Origin of the sequence: Sphingomonas sp. AOB5, from assembly GCF_029433115.1 — a bacterium.
Lineage (GTDB): Bacteria > Pseudomonadota > Alphaproteobacteria > Sphingomonadales > Sphingomonadaceae > Sphingomonas.
Genome location: NZ_JARNTV010000003.1, coordinates 16347 through 31089 on the forward strand (window position 1 = coordinate 16347; position 14743 = coordinate 31089).

Annotated in this window: 17 protein-coding genes; 8 read left to right on the forward strand and 9 right to left on the reverse strand. The window is 65.0% G+C overall.

Annotated elements, in window-relative coordinates; all coding sequences use genetic code 11:
* The first annotated feature begins 28 nt into the window (after window positions 1-28).
* From zwf to eda, 5 genes are all read left to right on the forward strand, one after another.
* Window positions 29-1486 carry a glucose-6-phosphate dehydrogenase gene (gene zwf / locus P1X14_RS02000; RefSeq protein WP_277313633.1) on the forward strand — a complete coding sequence of 486 codons (1458 nt, stop codon included), beginning with the start codon at window positions 29-31 and terminating at the stop codon, window positions 1484-1486.
* A gap of 176 nt (window positions 1487-1662) precedes the next feature.
* Complete coding sequence (pgl, locus tag P1X14_RS02005; protein ID WP_277313634.1) at window positions 1663-2367, forward strand: 6-phosphogluconolactonase; 705 nt, start codon at window positions 1663-1665, stop codon at window positions 2365-2367.
* A gap of 1 nt (window position 2368) precedes the next feature.
* Window positions 2369-4189, forward strand: coding sequence for a phosphogluconate dehydratase (gene edd / locus P1X14_RS02010; RefSeq protein ID WP_277313635.1), 1821 nt, complete (start codon window positions 2369-2371; stop codon window positions 4187-4189).
* Window positions 4190-4265: 76 nt separating this feature from the next.
* A complete protein-coding gene (locus tag P1X14_RS02015) occupies window positions 4266-5234 on the forward strand; it encodes a glucokinase (RefSeq protein ID WP_277313636.1) in 969 nt (322 codons plus the stop codon).
* The gene (eda, locus tag P1X14_RS02020; protein WP_277313637.1) at window positions 5231-5848 is read left to right on the forward strand and encodes a bifunctional 4-hydroxy-2-oxoglutarate aldolase/2-dehydro-3-deoxy-phosphogluconate aldolase; all 618 of its coding nucleotides are present in this window, start codon (window positions 5231-5233) and stop codon (window positions 5846-5848) included. The genes P1X14_RS02015 and eda overlap by 4 nt, the downstream gene beginning before the upstream one ends.
* 46 nt (window positions 5849-5894) lie before the next feature.
* On the opposite strand, the gene P1X14_RS02025 is transcribed toward eda, so the two are convergent.
* The 9 genes from P1X14_RS02025 to fabD all read right to left on the reverse strand — a co-directional run bounded on the left by P1X14_RS02025 (window position 5895) and on the right by fabD (window position 12522).
* Complete coding sequence (locus tag P1X14_RS02025) at window positions 5895-6203, reverse strand: hypothetical protein (protein ID WP_277313638.1); 309 nt, start codon at window positions 6201-6203, stop codon at window positions 5895-5897.
* A gap of 31 nt (window positions 6204-6234) precedes the next feature.
* Window positions 6235-7188, reverse strand: coding sequence for an endolytic transglycosylase MltG (gene mltG, locus P1X14_RS02030; protein ID WP_277313639.1), 954 nt, complete (start codon window positions 7186-7188; stop codon window positions 6235-6237).
* Window positions 7189-7249: 61 nt separating this feature from the next.
* Window positions 7250-8509: a beta-ketoacyl-ACP synthase II gene (fabF, locus tag P1X14_RS02035; RefSeq protein WP_277313640.1), complete on the reverse strand. Its 1260-nt coding sequence runs from the start codon at window positions 8507-8509 to the stop codon at window positions 7250-7252.
* Between the two features lie 160 nt (window positions 8510-8669).
* Window positions 8670-8906, reverse strand: coding sequence for an acyl carrier protein (locus tag P1X14_RS02040; RefSeq protein WP_277313641.1), 237 nt, complete (start codon window positions 8904-8906; stop codon window positions 8670-8672).
* An 88-nt stretch (window positions 8907-8994) separates the two neighbouring features.
* The gene (locus P1X14_RS02045) at window positions 8995-9534 is read right to left on the reverse strand and encodes a hypothetical protein (protein WP_277313642.1); all 540 of its coding nucleotides are present in this window, start codon (window positions 9532-9534) and stop codon (window positions 8995-8997) included.
* Between the two features lie 2 nt (window positions 9535-9536).
* Window positions 9537-10076: a hypothetical protein gene (locus P1X14_RS02050; protein WP_277313643.1), complete on the reverse strand. Its 540-nt coding sequence runs from the start codon at window positions 10074-10076 to the stop codon at window positions 9537-9539.
* A 53-nt stretch (window positions 10077-10129) separates the two neighbouring features.
* A complete protein-coding gene (locus P1X14_RS02055; RefSeq protein ID WP_277313644.1) occupies window positions 10130-10732 on the reverse strand; it encodes a hypothetical protein in 603 nt (200 codons plus the stop codon).
* Between the two features lie 84 nt (window positions 10733-10816).
* Window positions 10817-11557 carry a 3-oxoacyl-[acyl-carrier-protein] reductase gene (fabG, locus tag P1X14_RS02060; protein ID WP_277313645.1) on the reverse strand — a complete coding sequence of 247 codons (741 nt, stop codon included), beginning with the start codon at window positions 11555-11557 and terminating at the stop codon, window positions 10817-10819.
* Between the two features lie 29 nt (window positions 11558-11586).
* Window positions 11587-12522, reverse strand: a complete 936-nt coding sequence (gene fabD / locus P1X14_RS02065; RefSeq protein ID WP_277313646.1) for an ACP S-malonyltransferase — start codon at window positions 12520-12522, stop codon at window positions 11587-11589.
* Window positions 12523-12712: 190 nt separating this feature from the next.
* On the opposite strand from fabD, the gene P1X14_RS02070 reads away from it, so the two are divergent.
* The 3 genes from P1X14_RS02070 to rpsF all read left to right on the forward strand — a co-directional run bounded on the left by P1X14_RS02070 (window position 12713) and on the right by rpsF (window position 14742).
* Complete coding sequence (locus P1X14_RS02070; RefSeq protein ID WP_277313647.1) at window positions 12713-13078, forward strand: RcnB family protein; 366 nt, start codon at window positions 12713-12715, stop codon at window positions 13076-13078.
* A 182-nt stretch (window positions 13079-13260) separates the two neighbouring features.
* Window positions 13261-14205, forward strand: coding sequence for a hypothetical protein (locus tag P1X14_RS02075; RefSeq protein ID WP_277313648.1), 945 nt, complete (start codon window positions 13261-13263; stop codon window positions 14203-14205).
* Between the two features lie 165 nt (window positions 14206-14370).
* Window positions 14371-14742 carry a 30S ribosomal protein S6 gene (gene rpsF, locus P1X14_RS02080; protein WP_277313649.1) on the forward strand — a complete coding sequence of 124 codons (372 nt, stop codon included), beginning with the start codon at window positions 14371-14373 and terminating at the stop codon, window positions 14740-14742.
* Window position 14743: the final 1 nt, after the last annotated feature.

A 14743-nucleotide genomic window follows, 5' to 3' on the forward strand; every position in this document is an offset into this window, starting at 1 on the left:
CGGAGCCGTAACGAAGGAGCATGCACGCATGAGTCAGCCGGTCGGAAAGCTGCTGCTGTTCGGAGCGACGGGCGATCTCGCCCAGCGCATGCTGCTCCCTTCGCTCTATGGCCTGCATGCCGATGGCCTGTTGCCCGAGGGGCTGACTATCACCGGCACGGCGCGTTCGGATCATGACGATGCGGGCTATCGCGATTTCGCGGCCAAGGCGCTCGATGAATTCCTGCCTGCGGACCGCAAGGACGACAGCGCTGTCGGGGCGTTTCTGGAGCGGATCAACTATCAGCCGCTCGACGCATCTAAGACCGAGGGTTTCGCGGCGCTGGCGGAGAAGCTGGGCGATATCTCGGGCGGGCTGGCGATCTTCCTGTCGACCGCGCCGTGGCTGTTCGGGCCGACGATCAAGGGTCTCGAATCGGCGGGTCTGGCGGGCAATAATGTGCGGATCGGGCTGGAGAAGCCGCTGGGCCGAGATCTCCAGTCCAGCCGCGAGATCAACGATATCGTCGCCTCGGCCTTTCCCGAGGACCGGACCTTCCGGATCGATCACTATCTGGGCAAGGAAACCGTCCAGAACATCCTGGCGCTGCGCTTCGGCAACTCGCTGTTCGAGCCGGTGTGGAATGCGCAGGGCATCGATCATGTCCAGATCACCATCTCAGAGACGGTGGGACTCGAGGGACGCGCAGGCTTTTACGACGATACCGGCGCGCTGCGCGACATGGTGCAGAACCATATGCTCCAGCTGCTCGCGCTGATCGCGATGGAGCCCCCTGCCCGCTTCGACGGCACCGCGATCCGCGACGAGAAGGTCAAGGTGCTCCGCTCGCTGCGCAAGATGAAACCGGCCGAAGTGCCGAACCTGACGGTGACCGGCCAATATGGCGCAGGCGCATCCAAGGGCGAGATCGTGAAGGGCTATGTCGAGGAGCTGGAAAAGCCCTCGAACACCGAGACCTTCGTCGCGATCAAGGCGCATGTCGACAATTGGCGCTGGCAGGGCGTGCCCTTCTATCTGCGCACCGGCAAGCGGCTGGCCGAGCGCCGGTCGGAGATCGTGGTCCAGTTCAAGCCGGTGCCGCACTCGATCTTCTCCGAACGCGGCGGGCTGTTGCACGCCAACACGCTCGTCATCCGCCTACAGCCCGAGGAATATATCCGGCTGCTGGTAATGGCCAAGCAGCCCGGACTGGACCGCGACGGCATCCGCCTGCGCGAAGTACCGCTTAACCTTGCCCTGGACCATGAATTCGCGGGCACGCGCCGCCGTATCGCCTATGAGCGGCTGCTGCTCGACCTGATCGAGGGCGATCCCACCCTGTTCGTCCGCCGGGACGAGGTTGAGGCGCAATGGGAATGGGTGGACGGCATCCGCGCCGGATGGGAGGCGAACGACGTGCATCCCAAGCCCTATGCCTCGGGCAGCTGGGGTCCGAGCGCGGGGATCGCGCTGACCGAACGCGACGGGGTGACGTGGAACGAGTGATCCGCTTTTTCTTCCCTCTCCCGCTTTCGCGGGAGAGGCGCGAGACTTAGAGAGCAAAGCGAGCTTAGTCGCAGCGGTGAGGGTCTTCTTCTTCGCCGCCGCGTTTAAGAAGAAGACCCTCACCCAGCCTCTCCCGCGAAAGCGGGAGAGGAGCAGAATAGAAGAGCAGAAGACGCATGACCGAGATCGAATGGTGGGAATATGACGATGCCGACGAGATGGCGGAGGCCGTCGCGGGCGATATCGGCTTCATCATCGAAAGCGCGATCGATGCGCGCGGCGCGGCGGTGATTGCGCTGGCTGGCGGCAAGACGCCGCTGCCGATCTACGAGAAGCTGGCCAAGGCCAAGATCGACTGGAAGCGCGTGACCATCGTGCCGGGCGACGACCGGATGGTGCCGCTGGGCGATCCGCTGTCGAACGTCACCGCGATCGGCAAGATCTTCATCCCCAAGGGCGCACGCGTGATCCCGCTGATCAGCCAGACCGTGGCAGACTACAAGGCCGCGGGCCGTTCGGCCGACGCGATCCTGCAGGACCTGCACTGGCCGCTCGACCTGTGCCTGCTGGGCATCGGCGCGGACGGCCACGCGGCTTCGATCTTCCCCGGCCCGGACTTCGACGAAGCGCTGAACGGCCCCAAGGAGCGTCGCGCGCTGGGCGTGATGCCCGATCCGCTACCGCCCGAAGCGCCGGTCTCGCGCGTGACGCTGAGCAAGGCCGCCATCGTCTCCGCCCGCGCGCTGATGATCGCACTCACCGGCGACAAGAAGCGCGAAGTGCTGGAAGCGGCGATCGAACAGGGTGCTTCGTCGGCCTATCCGGCGGGCCGTATCCTGGCCGATGTCGAGCTGCCCGTGGATATCCACTGGGCCGCCTGACGTGACCCTCCATCCCGAGATCGCCGCCGTCACCGATCGCATTATCGAGCGATCCCGGGAGAAGCGCGCCGCCTATCTGGCGCTGATGGCGCGCGAGCTTGGGTCGGGGAACGACCGGCCGAAGCTCGGCTGCGCCAATCTCGCCCACGCCTATGCGGGTACGGACGAGCAGCGCGACGAGCTGAAGCTGGGCGACCGGATGAATATCGGGATCGTCACCGCCTATAACGACATGCTGTCGGCGCATGCGGTGTATTACCGCTATCCCGAGCAGATGAAGATCTGGGCGCACGAGGCCGGTGCCACCGCGCAGGTGGCGGGCGGTGTGCCCGCGATGTGCGACGGCGTGACCCAGGGCTATCAGGGGATGGAGCTGTCGCTGTTCAGCCGCGACACCATCGCGATGAGCACCGCGGTCGCCCTCTCCCACCGCACTTTCGAGGGCGCGGCCTTGCTTGGTATCTGCGACAAGATTGTGCCGGGCCTGCTGATCGGGGCGCTGCGCTTCGGGCATCTGCCGATGCTGCTGATCCCCGGCGGACCGATGCGCACCGGCATCGCCAACAAGGAAAAGGCCCGCGTCCGCGAGCTTTATGCCGAGGGCAAGGCGACCCGCGACGAACTGCTCGATTCGGAGATCGCCGCCTATCATTCGAAGGGCACCTGCACCTTTTACGGCACGGCCAATTCGAACCAGATGATGATGGAGGCGATGGGGCTGCACATCCCCGGCGCGTCCTTCGCCAATCCCAACACCAAGCTGCGTCAGGAACTGACTCGAGCCGCGGTGCACCGGCTGGCCGATATCGGCTGGAAGGGCGAGGATTACCGGCCGATCGGCCATGTCGTCGACGAACGCGCCATCGTGAACGCCGCCGTGGTGCTGCTGGCGACCGGCGGATCGACCAACCACCTGATCCACCTGCCCGCCATCGCCCGCTCCGCCGGGATCCTGATCGACTGGGAGGATTTCGACCGGCTGTCGCGCGTCGTGCCACTGCTCGCGCGGGTCTATCCCAACGGATCGGCCGACGTGAACGGGTTCGAGGATGCGGGTGGCCCGACCTTCGTGATCCGCGAGCTGCTGAAGGGCGGGCTGATGCACGCCGACGCGCTCACCGCGGGTTCGGACACGATGGCCGACTATGCCCGCAAGCCTGACCTCGAGGACGACAAACTCGTCTGGCGCGATCATGACGCGATCTCGAGCGATCCCGGCATCGTCGCCACGCTCGACGCGCCCTTCTCGGTCGAAGGCGGTTTCCGCATCCTCACCGGCAATCTCGGCCGCGCGTGCATCAAGGTGTCCGCGGTCGACGAGGATCGCTGGACGATCGAGGCGCCCTGCCGCGTGTTCGATGACCAGCAGGCGGTGCAGGACGCATTCAAGGCAGGCGAACTCGACCGCGACGTCGTGGTGGTCGTCCGCTTCCAGGGGCCGCGCGCCAACGGCATGCCCGAGCTGCACAAGCTGACCCCGCCGCTGGGCGTGCTCCAGAACAAGGGCTTCCGGGTCGCGCTGGTGACCGATGGCCGCATGTCCGGGGCGTCGGGCAAGGTGCCGGCCGCGATCCACCTTTCGCCCGAAGCGCTGGGTGGCGGACCGATCGGCAAGCTGCGCGATGGCGATGTCGTCCGGCTGTGCGCCGAGCAAGGCACGCTTCAGGCGCTGGTCGATCCGGCCGAATGGGCAGCCCGCGAGCAATGCGCGGCTCCGCCCCCCGCCGAAGGCACCGGCCGCGAGCTGTTTGCGCTGATGCGGCTCACCGCCAGCGAAGCCGAAATGGGCGGTTCGGCGATGCTTTCTGCGGCGGGGCTATAAGATCGCTCACTGACAACGATGACATTCCCGCCGCAACCGGATAGGGAATGGAGGAAACGAAGGTTTGGGAGCGGGAATGGAAGTCGTCGCGGTCGATATCGGCGGAACCCATGCGCGCTTTGCCATCGCCGAAGTCGCAAACGGCCGCGTCGTCTCGATGAGCGAGACGGTGAAGCAGAAGGTCGCCGAGCATTCGAGCCTGCAGCTTGCGTGGCAGGCCTATGGCGAGGCAATCGGCCGCCCCCTGCCCCCCGCCGCCGCCATCGGTCTCGCTTCCCCGATCAATGGCGAGCTGATCAAGCTCACCAATAATCCCTGGATCATCCGCCCCCCACTGATCCCCGAGCGGCTGGGCGCGACCACCTGGACGCTGGTCAATGATTTCGAGGCGATCGGCCATGCGGTCGCGCAGCTGGACGAGGATTCGTTCGAGCATCTCTGCGGCCCGGCCGTCGCAATGCCCGAACACGGATCGATCACCGTCTGCGGTCCCGGCACCGGTCTGGGCGTGGCGCAGGTGTTCCGTCACAAGGGCGGATACGAGATCATCGCGACCGAGGGCGGCCATCTCGATTTCGCGCCGCTCGACGCGATCGAGGATGCGATCGTCAAGCGGCTGCGCAAGGCCCATGGCCGCGTCTCGGCCGAACGCGTGGTGGCCGGCCCGGGCATCGTCGGCATCTATGAGACGCTCGCCGAGATCGAGGGCAAGCCGGTCGCGACTCGCGACGACAAGCTGCTGTGGACCATGGCGCTGGAGGGGCAGGACAGCCTCGCCACCGCCGCGCTCGACCGCTTTTGCATGAGCCTTGGCGCAGTCGCCGGAGACCTTGCGCTCGCCCATGGGCCAACCGGTGTCATAATTGCGGGCGGTTTGGGCTTGCGGCTGAAGGACCGTCTGTTGCAATCGGGTTTTGGCGAACGTTTCGTCGCCAAAGGGAGGTTCCGTAACCTGATGTCCTCGATCCCCGTAAAGCTGATCACCCATCCCGAACCGGGCCTGTACGGCGCCGCCGCCGCCTTTGCGCAGGAGCATGCGCAATGAGTGCGATCGGCGAAGGCATCGAAAAGATCATGCTGACCGCGCCGGTGATCCCGGTGCTGGTGATCGAGGATGCGGCGACCGCGAAGCCGCTGGCCGAAGCGCTGGTGCGCGGCGGATTGAAGGTGTTGGAAGTGACCCTGCGCACCGGCGCGGCGCTGGAAGCCATCGCCGAGATGAAGAAGGTGCCAGGCGCCATCGTCGGCGCGGGCACGGTGGTGAACGCCTCGCAGTTCGCGCAGGTGATGGACGCGGGCGCCGAGTTCATCGTCTCGCCGGGCCTGACCGAGAGGCTGGCCGATCCGATCATCGCCAGCGGCGTGCCCTATCTGCCCGGTATCGCGACCGCGGGCGACATCATGCGCGGCCTCGACCTCGGCCTTGAGCATTTCAAATTCTTCCCGGCCGAGACGTCGGGCGGACTGAAGGCACTGAAGGCGCTGGCGGCGCCCTTCTATCAGGCGAAATTCTGCCCGACCGGCGGGATCACGCTGGCGACCGCACCGGACTGGCTGGCGTTCGAACGCATCCTGTGCGTCGGCGGCAGCTGGATCACCAGCGGATCGCTGGAAGAGATCGAAGCCAAGGCGCGTGAGGCGGCCGCGCTGAAGGGCTGAGGCCAACCGGCGCCGGATTCGCCGACGCAGGCAAGCCGCTCCCGCCTCATTCAAAGATTTTCGAAAGATCCTTATCGTCGGCGCGTCTGCGTCCCAACCACGCCCATAGCGATACAAACGCCACGAGCGGCGCGCCGACTTGTACGAACAGATAATCCAGCGTGGCCGGACCGGCGGCCGATGGATCAACATCGAACAGCCGCCTGATCAGAAGAGGCGACCAGCTGATCGCTATGCCAATCGCAACGCACAGCGCTGCACGGACCGGAGCGGGACCGCTGCGCACCATTTCGCTGACCTTCCAGCCCAGGAACATCAGCCAGACGGAATAGAGCGCGAGTTGGAATACGGCCATCACCGGATGCAATCCGGGCCGACCGTCACCGTTACATTTCCCCGCGCTGGCGCCGGATCTCGCGCCATTTCTCGACATTCGCGTTATGCTGGTCGAGCGTCTCGGCGAACACATGGCCACCGGTGCCGTCCGCCACGAAGAAGATCGCGTTGGTCTGGGCCGGGTTCAGCACGGCGTCGATCGATTCGCGGCCGGGATTGGCGATCGGCCCCTTGGGCAGCCCGGTCATCGAATAGGTGTTGTAGTCGTTCACCTGATCGATTTCCGAACGCAGGATGCGGCGGCCGATAGGCTTGCCCTTGGTGATCGGATAGATGATCGTCGGATCGGCCTGCAGCTTGATGTTGCGCTTCAGCCGGTTCGAATAGACGCCCGCGACCAGCCCGCGCTCCTCCGCCTTGCCGGTTTCCTTCTCGACGATGGAGGCAAGGATCAGCGCATCGCGCGGATTGCTGACCGCGATGCCCGGCGCGCGCTTTTCCCAGGCCTTGGCGAGATAGTTGACCATTGCCTTCTGCATCCGGTCGAGCACCATCTGGCGCGTGTCGCCGCGATTATAGGCATAGCTGTCGGGCAGGACCGAGCCCTCGGCGGGGATCTCGATCTCGCCGGTCAGATGCGGCGCCTTCATCAGCGCTTCGTAGACCAGGATGGAGGGGGTGCCGGGCGTCACCGTGACCATGCGTTGCAGGGTCTTGCCGCCCTGAAGCATCGCCAGCACGTCCGACTGGCGCAGGCCCGCGGGGATGCGATACTCGCCCGCCTTGATAGGCTCGCTGCCGCCAAGGAATTGCGAGAGGATCACGAAGACCCGCGCCGAGCGGATCGCGCCGGCCTTTTCCAGTTCGCTCGCCGCGCGGGTCAGGCTCGCGCCCTCCGGGATGATCACCGATACGTTGCTGCGCGACGGGCCCGGGCCGGCCCAGAGCTGAAGCACGCCGAAACCGCCCACCAGCGCCACCGCCAGCAGGAGGAGCAGGACCACACAGCCGCCTTTGCTCCGCTTCTTCTTCGGCGGAGCGGGCGGCGGCGGTGCGGGCGTGTCTTCAGACAGCTTTCATCACCAGGCTGGCGTTGGTACCGCCAAAGCCGAACGAGTTGTTCAGCACGGCCTTCACCTTGCGTTCCTTGGCCTTGAACGGGACCAGATCGACGCCCGCGCAATTCTCGCTCGGATTGTCGAGATTGAGCGTCGGCGGCACGATCTGGTCGCGCAACGCCAGAATGCAGAAGATGCTCTCCACCGCACCGGCGCCGCCCAGCAGGTGGCCGATTGCCGACTTGGTCGACGACATCGAAAGCGTGTCGATGCTGCTGCCGAACAGCTTGCGCACCGCACCCAGTTCCAGCTCGTCGCCCAGCGGGGTCGAGGTGCCGTGCGCGTTGATGTAATCGATCTCGCTGACGTCGAGGCCCGACTTCTTCACCGCCATCTGCATCGAACGGAACGCGCCCGAACCCTCGGGATGCGGCGCCGTCACGTGATAGGCATCGCCCGACAGGCCATAGCCCACCACTTCGCAGTAGATTGTCGCGCCGCGCGCCTTGGCATGCTCATATTCCTCGAGCACCACAACGCCCGCGCCCTCGCCCATGACGAAGCCGTCGCGGCCCTGATCCCAGGGACGGCTGGCGCGCCACGGCTCGTCGCGGAAATTGGTCGAGAGCGCTCGGGCCTGACCGAAACCGGCGATACCGATCGGGCAGATCGTGCTTTCCGCGCCGCCCGCGAGCATCACATCGGCGTCGTCCATCGCGATCATCCGCGCGGCGTCGCCGATCGAATGCGCGCCGGTCGAGCAGGCGGTGACGACCGCATGGTTCGGACCCATCAGGCCATATTTGATCGAGACCTGACCCGAGATCAGGTTGATCAGGCGGCCATGGACGAAGTGCGGCGAGACGCGCTTCGGACCCTTTTCGGCGAGCACCAGCGATTCGCTCTCGATGCCCGGAAGGCCGCCAATGCCCGAACCGATCGAGCAGCCCGCGCGGAACCGCAGTTCCTCGCTCATGTCGGTCAGTCCGGCATCCTCGATCGCCTGTCCGGCAGCATCGATGCCATAGACGATGAACGGATCGACCTGACGCTGGATCTTGTGATCCACCCGCTTCGAAGCGTCGAAGCCATATTCATGGTCGGCCGGCTTCACTTCGCAGGCATAGTTGCTCTGGAAGTCGGTCGCGTCGAAACGCGTGATCGTTCCTGCGCCCGACTTGGCGGCCAGAATGTTCTTCCATGCGGTCTCGACATCCGCCCCGAGGGGGGTGACGAGGCCGAGGCCGGTCACGACTACGCGGCGCATCGCATCTCTCCGTCAATCTTCATCGGCTTCGCTCCATAGGGATCAAACGAAGCGGAGTAAAAAAAGAAACGGCCCCCCGCCCCTCGTGAAAAATCACGTACGGGGCGGGAAGCCGCCTATCCTGCACCATTCGCCATCAGGCGCGCGTGCGGGACGCCGATCAGGCGCCCTGATTCTCGCTGATATACTTGATCGCGTCGCCGACGGTGGTGATCTTCTCAGCCGCATCGTCGGGGATTTCGACGCCGAATTCTTCCTCGAACGCCATCACCAGCTCGACGATGTCGAGGCTGTCGGCGCCCAGATCGTCGATGAAGCTCGCTTCGGGCTTCACTTCGCTGGCTTCGACGCCGAGGTGATCGACTACGATCGTCTTGACGCGTTCCTCGGTGCTCATGGTCCCTGTTTTCCTTCTCTATCGGGGTATGAATTCGTTGAACGCACGTAGAACGCCGCAAGTGCCGTTGCAAGAGGGGCAGCTTTGCTCAGTTCGCCTTGAAGTCGGCGGCGCCCCGCTCACGTAGCGCAACGATCCCCAGGATCATCCCGGCAAGGACGGCATTCGAATCGTCCGCCAGCCGGTTCTTCGACGCGGACTCGGCGAGCCGGGTGAAGATTGCGGTATCCGGCTGCCCTTCGGCCGAAATCGCCTTGAGCCGGTCGGTCTCCGGCATCGCCATGAACAGGCTCTCGAGTGCGGCGGCGTCCAGCCCCTTGGTCCGGCCGACCCGAGCCGCGACCGGCCACATCAGAGTCGCCATCGCGTGAAGGAACGCGCTCGATTTCGCCTTCTGGCTCCAGCCATGCTTCGCCGCACAACTCGTCACCGCTTCATCGATCAGTTGATACGCCGCGGGATCGGGACTGCCATTGCTCGGATCGGAAATAGACTTCTCGAACGCCTGGTCGATCGTCGTCCGCCCCGCCGGCGTCAGGCTCTGCGTGATGCAGCCGATCGTGGCGATATCCGCGGCCTGAGCCGGGGCGGCGGCGGCAAGCGCCGCCGCCAGCAGAATCCACCGCATCCTCAGTTCGCCTGGAAGTCCGCCAGACCCTTTTCGCGCACCGCGAGCAGGCCCAGAAGTCCGCCAGCCAGGGTCGCGTTGTCCCCGTTGATCTCGCCGGCGTTGATCGCGTCGGTCGCGATCTTCTCGAAGGTGCTGGGATTGTCCATCGCAGTGGCGCGCACGGCCTGCGGCAGTGCCATGAAGCGGGCCTCGACCTTCTTCGGATCGATCTTCGCTGCACGGCCCATGCGATCGGCAACCGGCCAGCCGAGCTTTGGCACGGTGTACAGCAGCGCGCCCATGGTTGCCGCATCGCTCCAGCCATGCTTGGCCTGACAGGCCAGCGAGGCCTTGCGCATGCCCTCGATCGTGGATTGGCTGTAGGTCTGCGGGCCGCCGGCATCGGCAAGGTTCTTTTCCAGATCCTTGTTCAACTGCGCACGGGTCGCCGCATCGACGGTGTTTTCGACACAGCCGATAGTCGCGATATCGGCAGCATAAGCCGGAGCAACGAGCATGACGGGCGCGGCAACAGCCAGCGCGACGGCGAATTTAAGCATTACACTACCCTCCCGAAAAACTTGCCGCATGCTGTACCTGCAGCGCGCCGTAATCAAGCCTCGTTGAACGCCTTTTGTCCTTCAAGCTGAAGGATTTGTCCCAATATGCCCTGCGCCAGCTTATGCGCGAACGCGGCGCGCTCTTCGGCGGGCACTGCGTTGAAATCGATGCCGACCTTCGCCAGCGCCGCCATCGTCTCCGCTGATTGCTCGCTCGTCACCTGGTTCGATACATAGGCCCTGCGCGTCGCCGGATCGAGCAGATCGACCAATTCGACGAGCTTGGGATAGGTCAGGCCATATTTCTTGAGGTGGAAGGTCGAGTCCGACCCAAGCACCCGGCCCGCGAAATAGCGCAGCGCGGCGCTCTCACGCGGCCTGCCCCAGCCATAGCGGGCGCGGCACCGCGCAGTTGACTGACCGATCTGGTCGACCAGCACCTTCTCGGCCGAAGTCTCGCCGTTCATGCCCGAACGGACGACCTTGACCAGCATCGGCCAGTCGCCCTTCTTCAGGCCGTAATAAATGCACGCGACCGGACCGGTCTTGTCATCCTTCTCACGCTCGGCCTGACGATCCTGCGTCTGTGCCTGAGCGGGGAATGCGATGACGGCCGCCGCGGTGGCGAGCGCGAGAGGAAGGGCGAAACGGCGCAAGGATAGTCTCCGGAAAATCGAACGGCGGCGGATTAGCCGAAGCCGGACGCGCCGCCAAGCCGGGCTGCCGCCGCCCTTCCCGGATCAGACCATCGCCATGCCACCATTCACATGCAGGGTCTGGCCGGTGACGTAGCCAGCCTCCTTGCTGGCGAGATAGACGACCGCCGCGGCGATATCCTCGCCCGTGCCCAGATCGCCCGCGGGGATCTTCGTCAGCAGCGCGGTCTTCTGTGCCTCGGGCAGAACGTCGGTCATCGCCGAACGGATGAAGCCCGGCGCGACGCAGTTCACGGTGATGTTGCGGCTGGCCAGTTCCTGCCCCAGCGCCTTCGACATGCCGACCAGGCCTGCCTTGGACGCGGCATAGTTGGCCTGGCCCGGATTGCCGGTCTGGCCGACGACCGACGTGATCGAGATGACGCGGCCGAAGCGCGCCTTCATCATCGGCTTGGCGGCGGCGCGGATCAGGCGGAACGCGGCTTCGAGATTGACGGTGATGACCTGCTGCCACTCCTCGTCCTTCATCCGCATAGCAAGATTGTCGCGGGTCACGCCGGCATTGTTGACCAGGATATCGAGCTTGCCGCCCAGTGCCTCGACCGCGCGGGGAACGAGGCCATCCACTTCCGCCGGATCGGAGAGGTTGCACACCAGCGCAACATGATCGCCGCCCAACTCGGCGAGGAAAGCGTCCAATTTCGCGGCGTTGGAACCCGAAACCGCAAGCCGCGCACCCTGCGCAGCAAGGCCCTTGGCGATCGCCGAACCGATCCCGCCCGAAGCGCCGGTAACGAGAGCGGTCATGCCTGTGAGGTCGAACATCATCCTGTCCTTTATTCTACGGGGTCGGATTACAGGCTCTTCGCCAGATTCTCGATGTCTTCCATCGACACCACGCTTGTCACGGTCGAGTCAGGAGCGATGCGTTTCACCATGCCGCCCAGCACCTTCCCGCCCAGTTCGACGAACTCGGTCACGTCCGCCGCGAACATCGCCGAGACCGACTCGCGCCAGCGGACCATGCCCGTTACCTGCTCGATCAGCAGGGTGCGGATCGTGGCAGGGTCGGAAACCGGGGCGGCGGTGACATTGGCGTAGACCGGCACAAGCGGGGCCTGAATTACGACATCGGCCAGCGCCTTTTCCATCGCATCGGCGGCAGGCTGCATCAGCGGGCAGTGGAACGGTGCGGAGACCGGCAGCAGCAGCGCGCGCTTGGCGCCATGATCCTTGGCGATGGCGACGGCCCGCTCGATCGCGGCCTTTGCGCCCGAAATCACCACCTGAGTGGGATCATTGTCGTTCGCGACGGTGCAGATCTCGCCCTCGGCTGCCGCATCGGCAATTGCCTGCGCCTTGGTGAGATCGGCGCCGAGCAGGGCTGCCATTGCGCCGACGCCCACCGGCACCGCCGCCTGCATCGCATCGCCGCGGATGCGCAGCAGCTTCGCGGTGGTCGACAGGTCAAGCGCGCCCGCGGCGCACAGGGCGGTATATTCGCCAAGGCTGTGGCCCGCGACGAAATCGGCCTTGTCGGCCAGGCTGATGCCGGCTTCCTTCTCCAGCACACGCAGCACCGCGATGGCATGCGCCATGATCGCCGGCTGGGCATTGGCGGTCAGGGTCAGTTGATCCTCAGGGCCTTCCGACATCAGCTTGAACAGGCTCTGTCCCAGCGCGTCGTCGACTTCCTGAAAGACTTCGCGCGCGGCGGCGCTGGCCGCGGCGAGCGCGCTGCCCATGCCGACTGCCTGACTGCCCTGACCGGGGAAGATGAATGCGCGCATGGCCGCTGCTCCCGTAAAATTGAAGGGCGCCGCGTTAGAACCGTTGGCCTGAGATGCCAAGCCCGACACAGATGCGAAACATCCGCGACAAAGTGCGACCATTTCACCCCATTGCCGGGAAATGCCTGCGACACCTGCTCCCCAGATTGCACTCAACGCCAATGACGGCGTTCAGTTGAGGAGTGCAGTCATGAAGAAGTTCATTCTCGCCGCCGTCGCGGTTTCGATGGTCGCTACCCCGGTTCTCGCCGCGCCACAGGCCTACAAGGCCCCCGTGACCAAGACGGTCGTCAAGCAGAAGCCCAATGGCAAGGTCGTGGTGAAGCAGACCGTCAAGCGTCAGCCGGTGGTCCAGTATCGCAACGACTGGCGCAAGGGTCAGCGCTTCGACAGCCGCTATGCCCGCAACTACCGCCAGGTCGATTACCGGGCGACCCATGGCCGGCTGAAGGCCCCGCCGCGCGGCTATCGCTATGTCCAGTCGGGCAATGACGCAGTGCTGGTGGGCATCACCAGCGGCATCGTCGCCGCGGTGTTCGCCAACATCCTGCGCTAAATTCCTCCGCCGGCTCTCCCCTTGCCGGCATCCCGGGAAACGGCGGGACCTTCGGGTTCCGCCGTTTCTGTGTGTCCTTCAGGCGCCACTCCGCCCCTCCAATCCATATCAAGAAGATTCCGTCTTCGTTTCGGAGGCGATGGTGATATGGTTAACGGCCCGCAACGGAGGAGCGAGTCCCGATGATCCGCGCATGTCTGATCGCCCTGCTCACGCTTTTCCTTGCGCCGATCGCGCTCGCGAACGGTTTCGAGGACCCGGATACGGGCGAACTGCCCGCAGGTTTTCAGGGCCAGGTCGCCTATTTCGGCAATTATACCGGCCGCACTTCGGTGATGGCATCGCGCAATTCGCGCGCGCCCGACGTGCCCTGCCCCTACAAGGACAATCGCTGCTGGGAACAGGTGGTGGGCGGCGGCGTGAAGGTGGTGCTCACCTTCAACGGCGATCAGGTGACCGGCTTCTACTTCAGCGTCGGCGGCTTTATCGGTCCGAACGGGCTGAGCCAGGGCTCGCTGACCGGACGCCGCACCCCCGGCGGATGCGAACTGTTCGAGGCTGACGGCACCACCTGGGTCGCGACGCTTTGCAACCGCCGCGAGTTCCGCGGCCAGATCATCTCGGTGAAGGGCATTCCGAAACAGTCCGACGTGCGCTTCGGTACCGTCGGCATGTTCGTCCGCGATCTCGGGTGGGTGAACGAGCAGACCGGGCGGATCGAATCGCGCAATCGCCGGATCGACTGGCTGGGCAATCGCCTCAACCGGCCAGGCACCGACGAATCGCATTTCCGCATCGCGATCGAACTCGATTCGTACAGCCGTCGTCCTTACGGCCTCGACGATGACCGGCTCTCGCCGCCGACCGTCCCGTCGCGCTGGAACGGCGCAAGGAACAAGGCGGGCAAGAACCGCCGCTATTTCATGGAAACCACCTACACCCGGCGCGACAATTCGACCGGCCGGGTCGGTGCCGTGCTGTACAATGGCAATGTCGAGTGCGTGCAATGGGAGGGCGAGGAATGCCAGCCGATCCGCCCGCCGATCGTGCTCACCCCGCCCCAGCCCGACGATGACGGCGGATGGCTGTCGCGCAGCACTGCGCCGATCGTGATGGGCGGCAACTGAGCGCCCTCTCCCGGGCTTGCCTTTTGAGGGGTCCTGCGTCATAGGGCCGCCTTCGCATCGGGCGGGAAGCTGATTCCCGCTCGTTTGCGTTTGAAGAAGACGACAGCCGGAGGGGCGCCCGTGATGGTCACGGCGTCAGCGATCGGCCAACAGTGAGAAGAAAGCATGGCTCTTTACGAGCATGTGTTCCTTGCGCGCCAGGATCTGGCACAGGCGCAGGTGGACGCACTGGCGGAAATCGCCACCAAGATCGTCGAAGATCACAACGGCAAGGTCGTCAAGACCGAGTCGTGGGGTCTTCGCAGCCTCGCCTATCGCATCGCGAAGAACCGCAAGGCGCATTACGTGATGCTCGAGATCGACGCGCCCGCGGGCACCGTCGCCGAGCTGGAGCGCCAGACGCAGATCAACGAAGACGTGATCCGCTACATGACCGTCAAGGTTGACGCTCATGAAGAGGGTCCTTCGGTGATGATGCGCAAGGGTGACCGCGAGCGTCGCGGCCGCCGCGACCGCGACGGCGGCTTCGAGGAGTAAT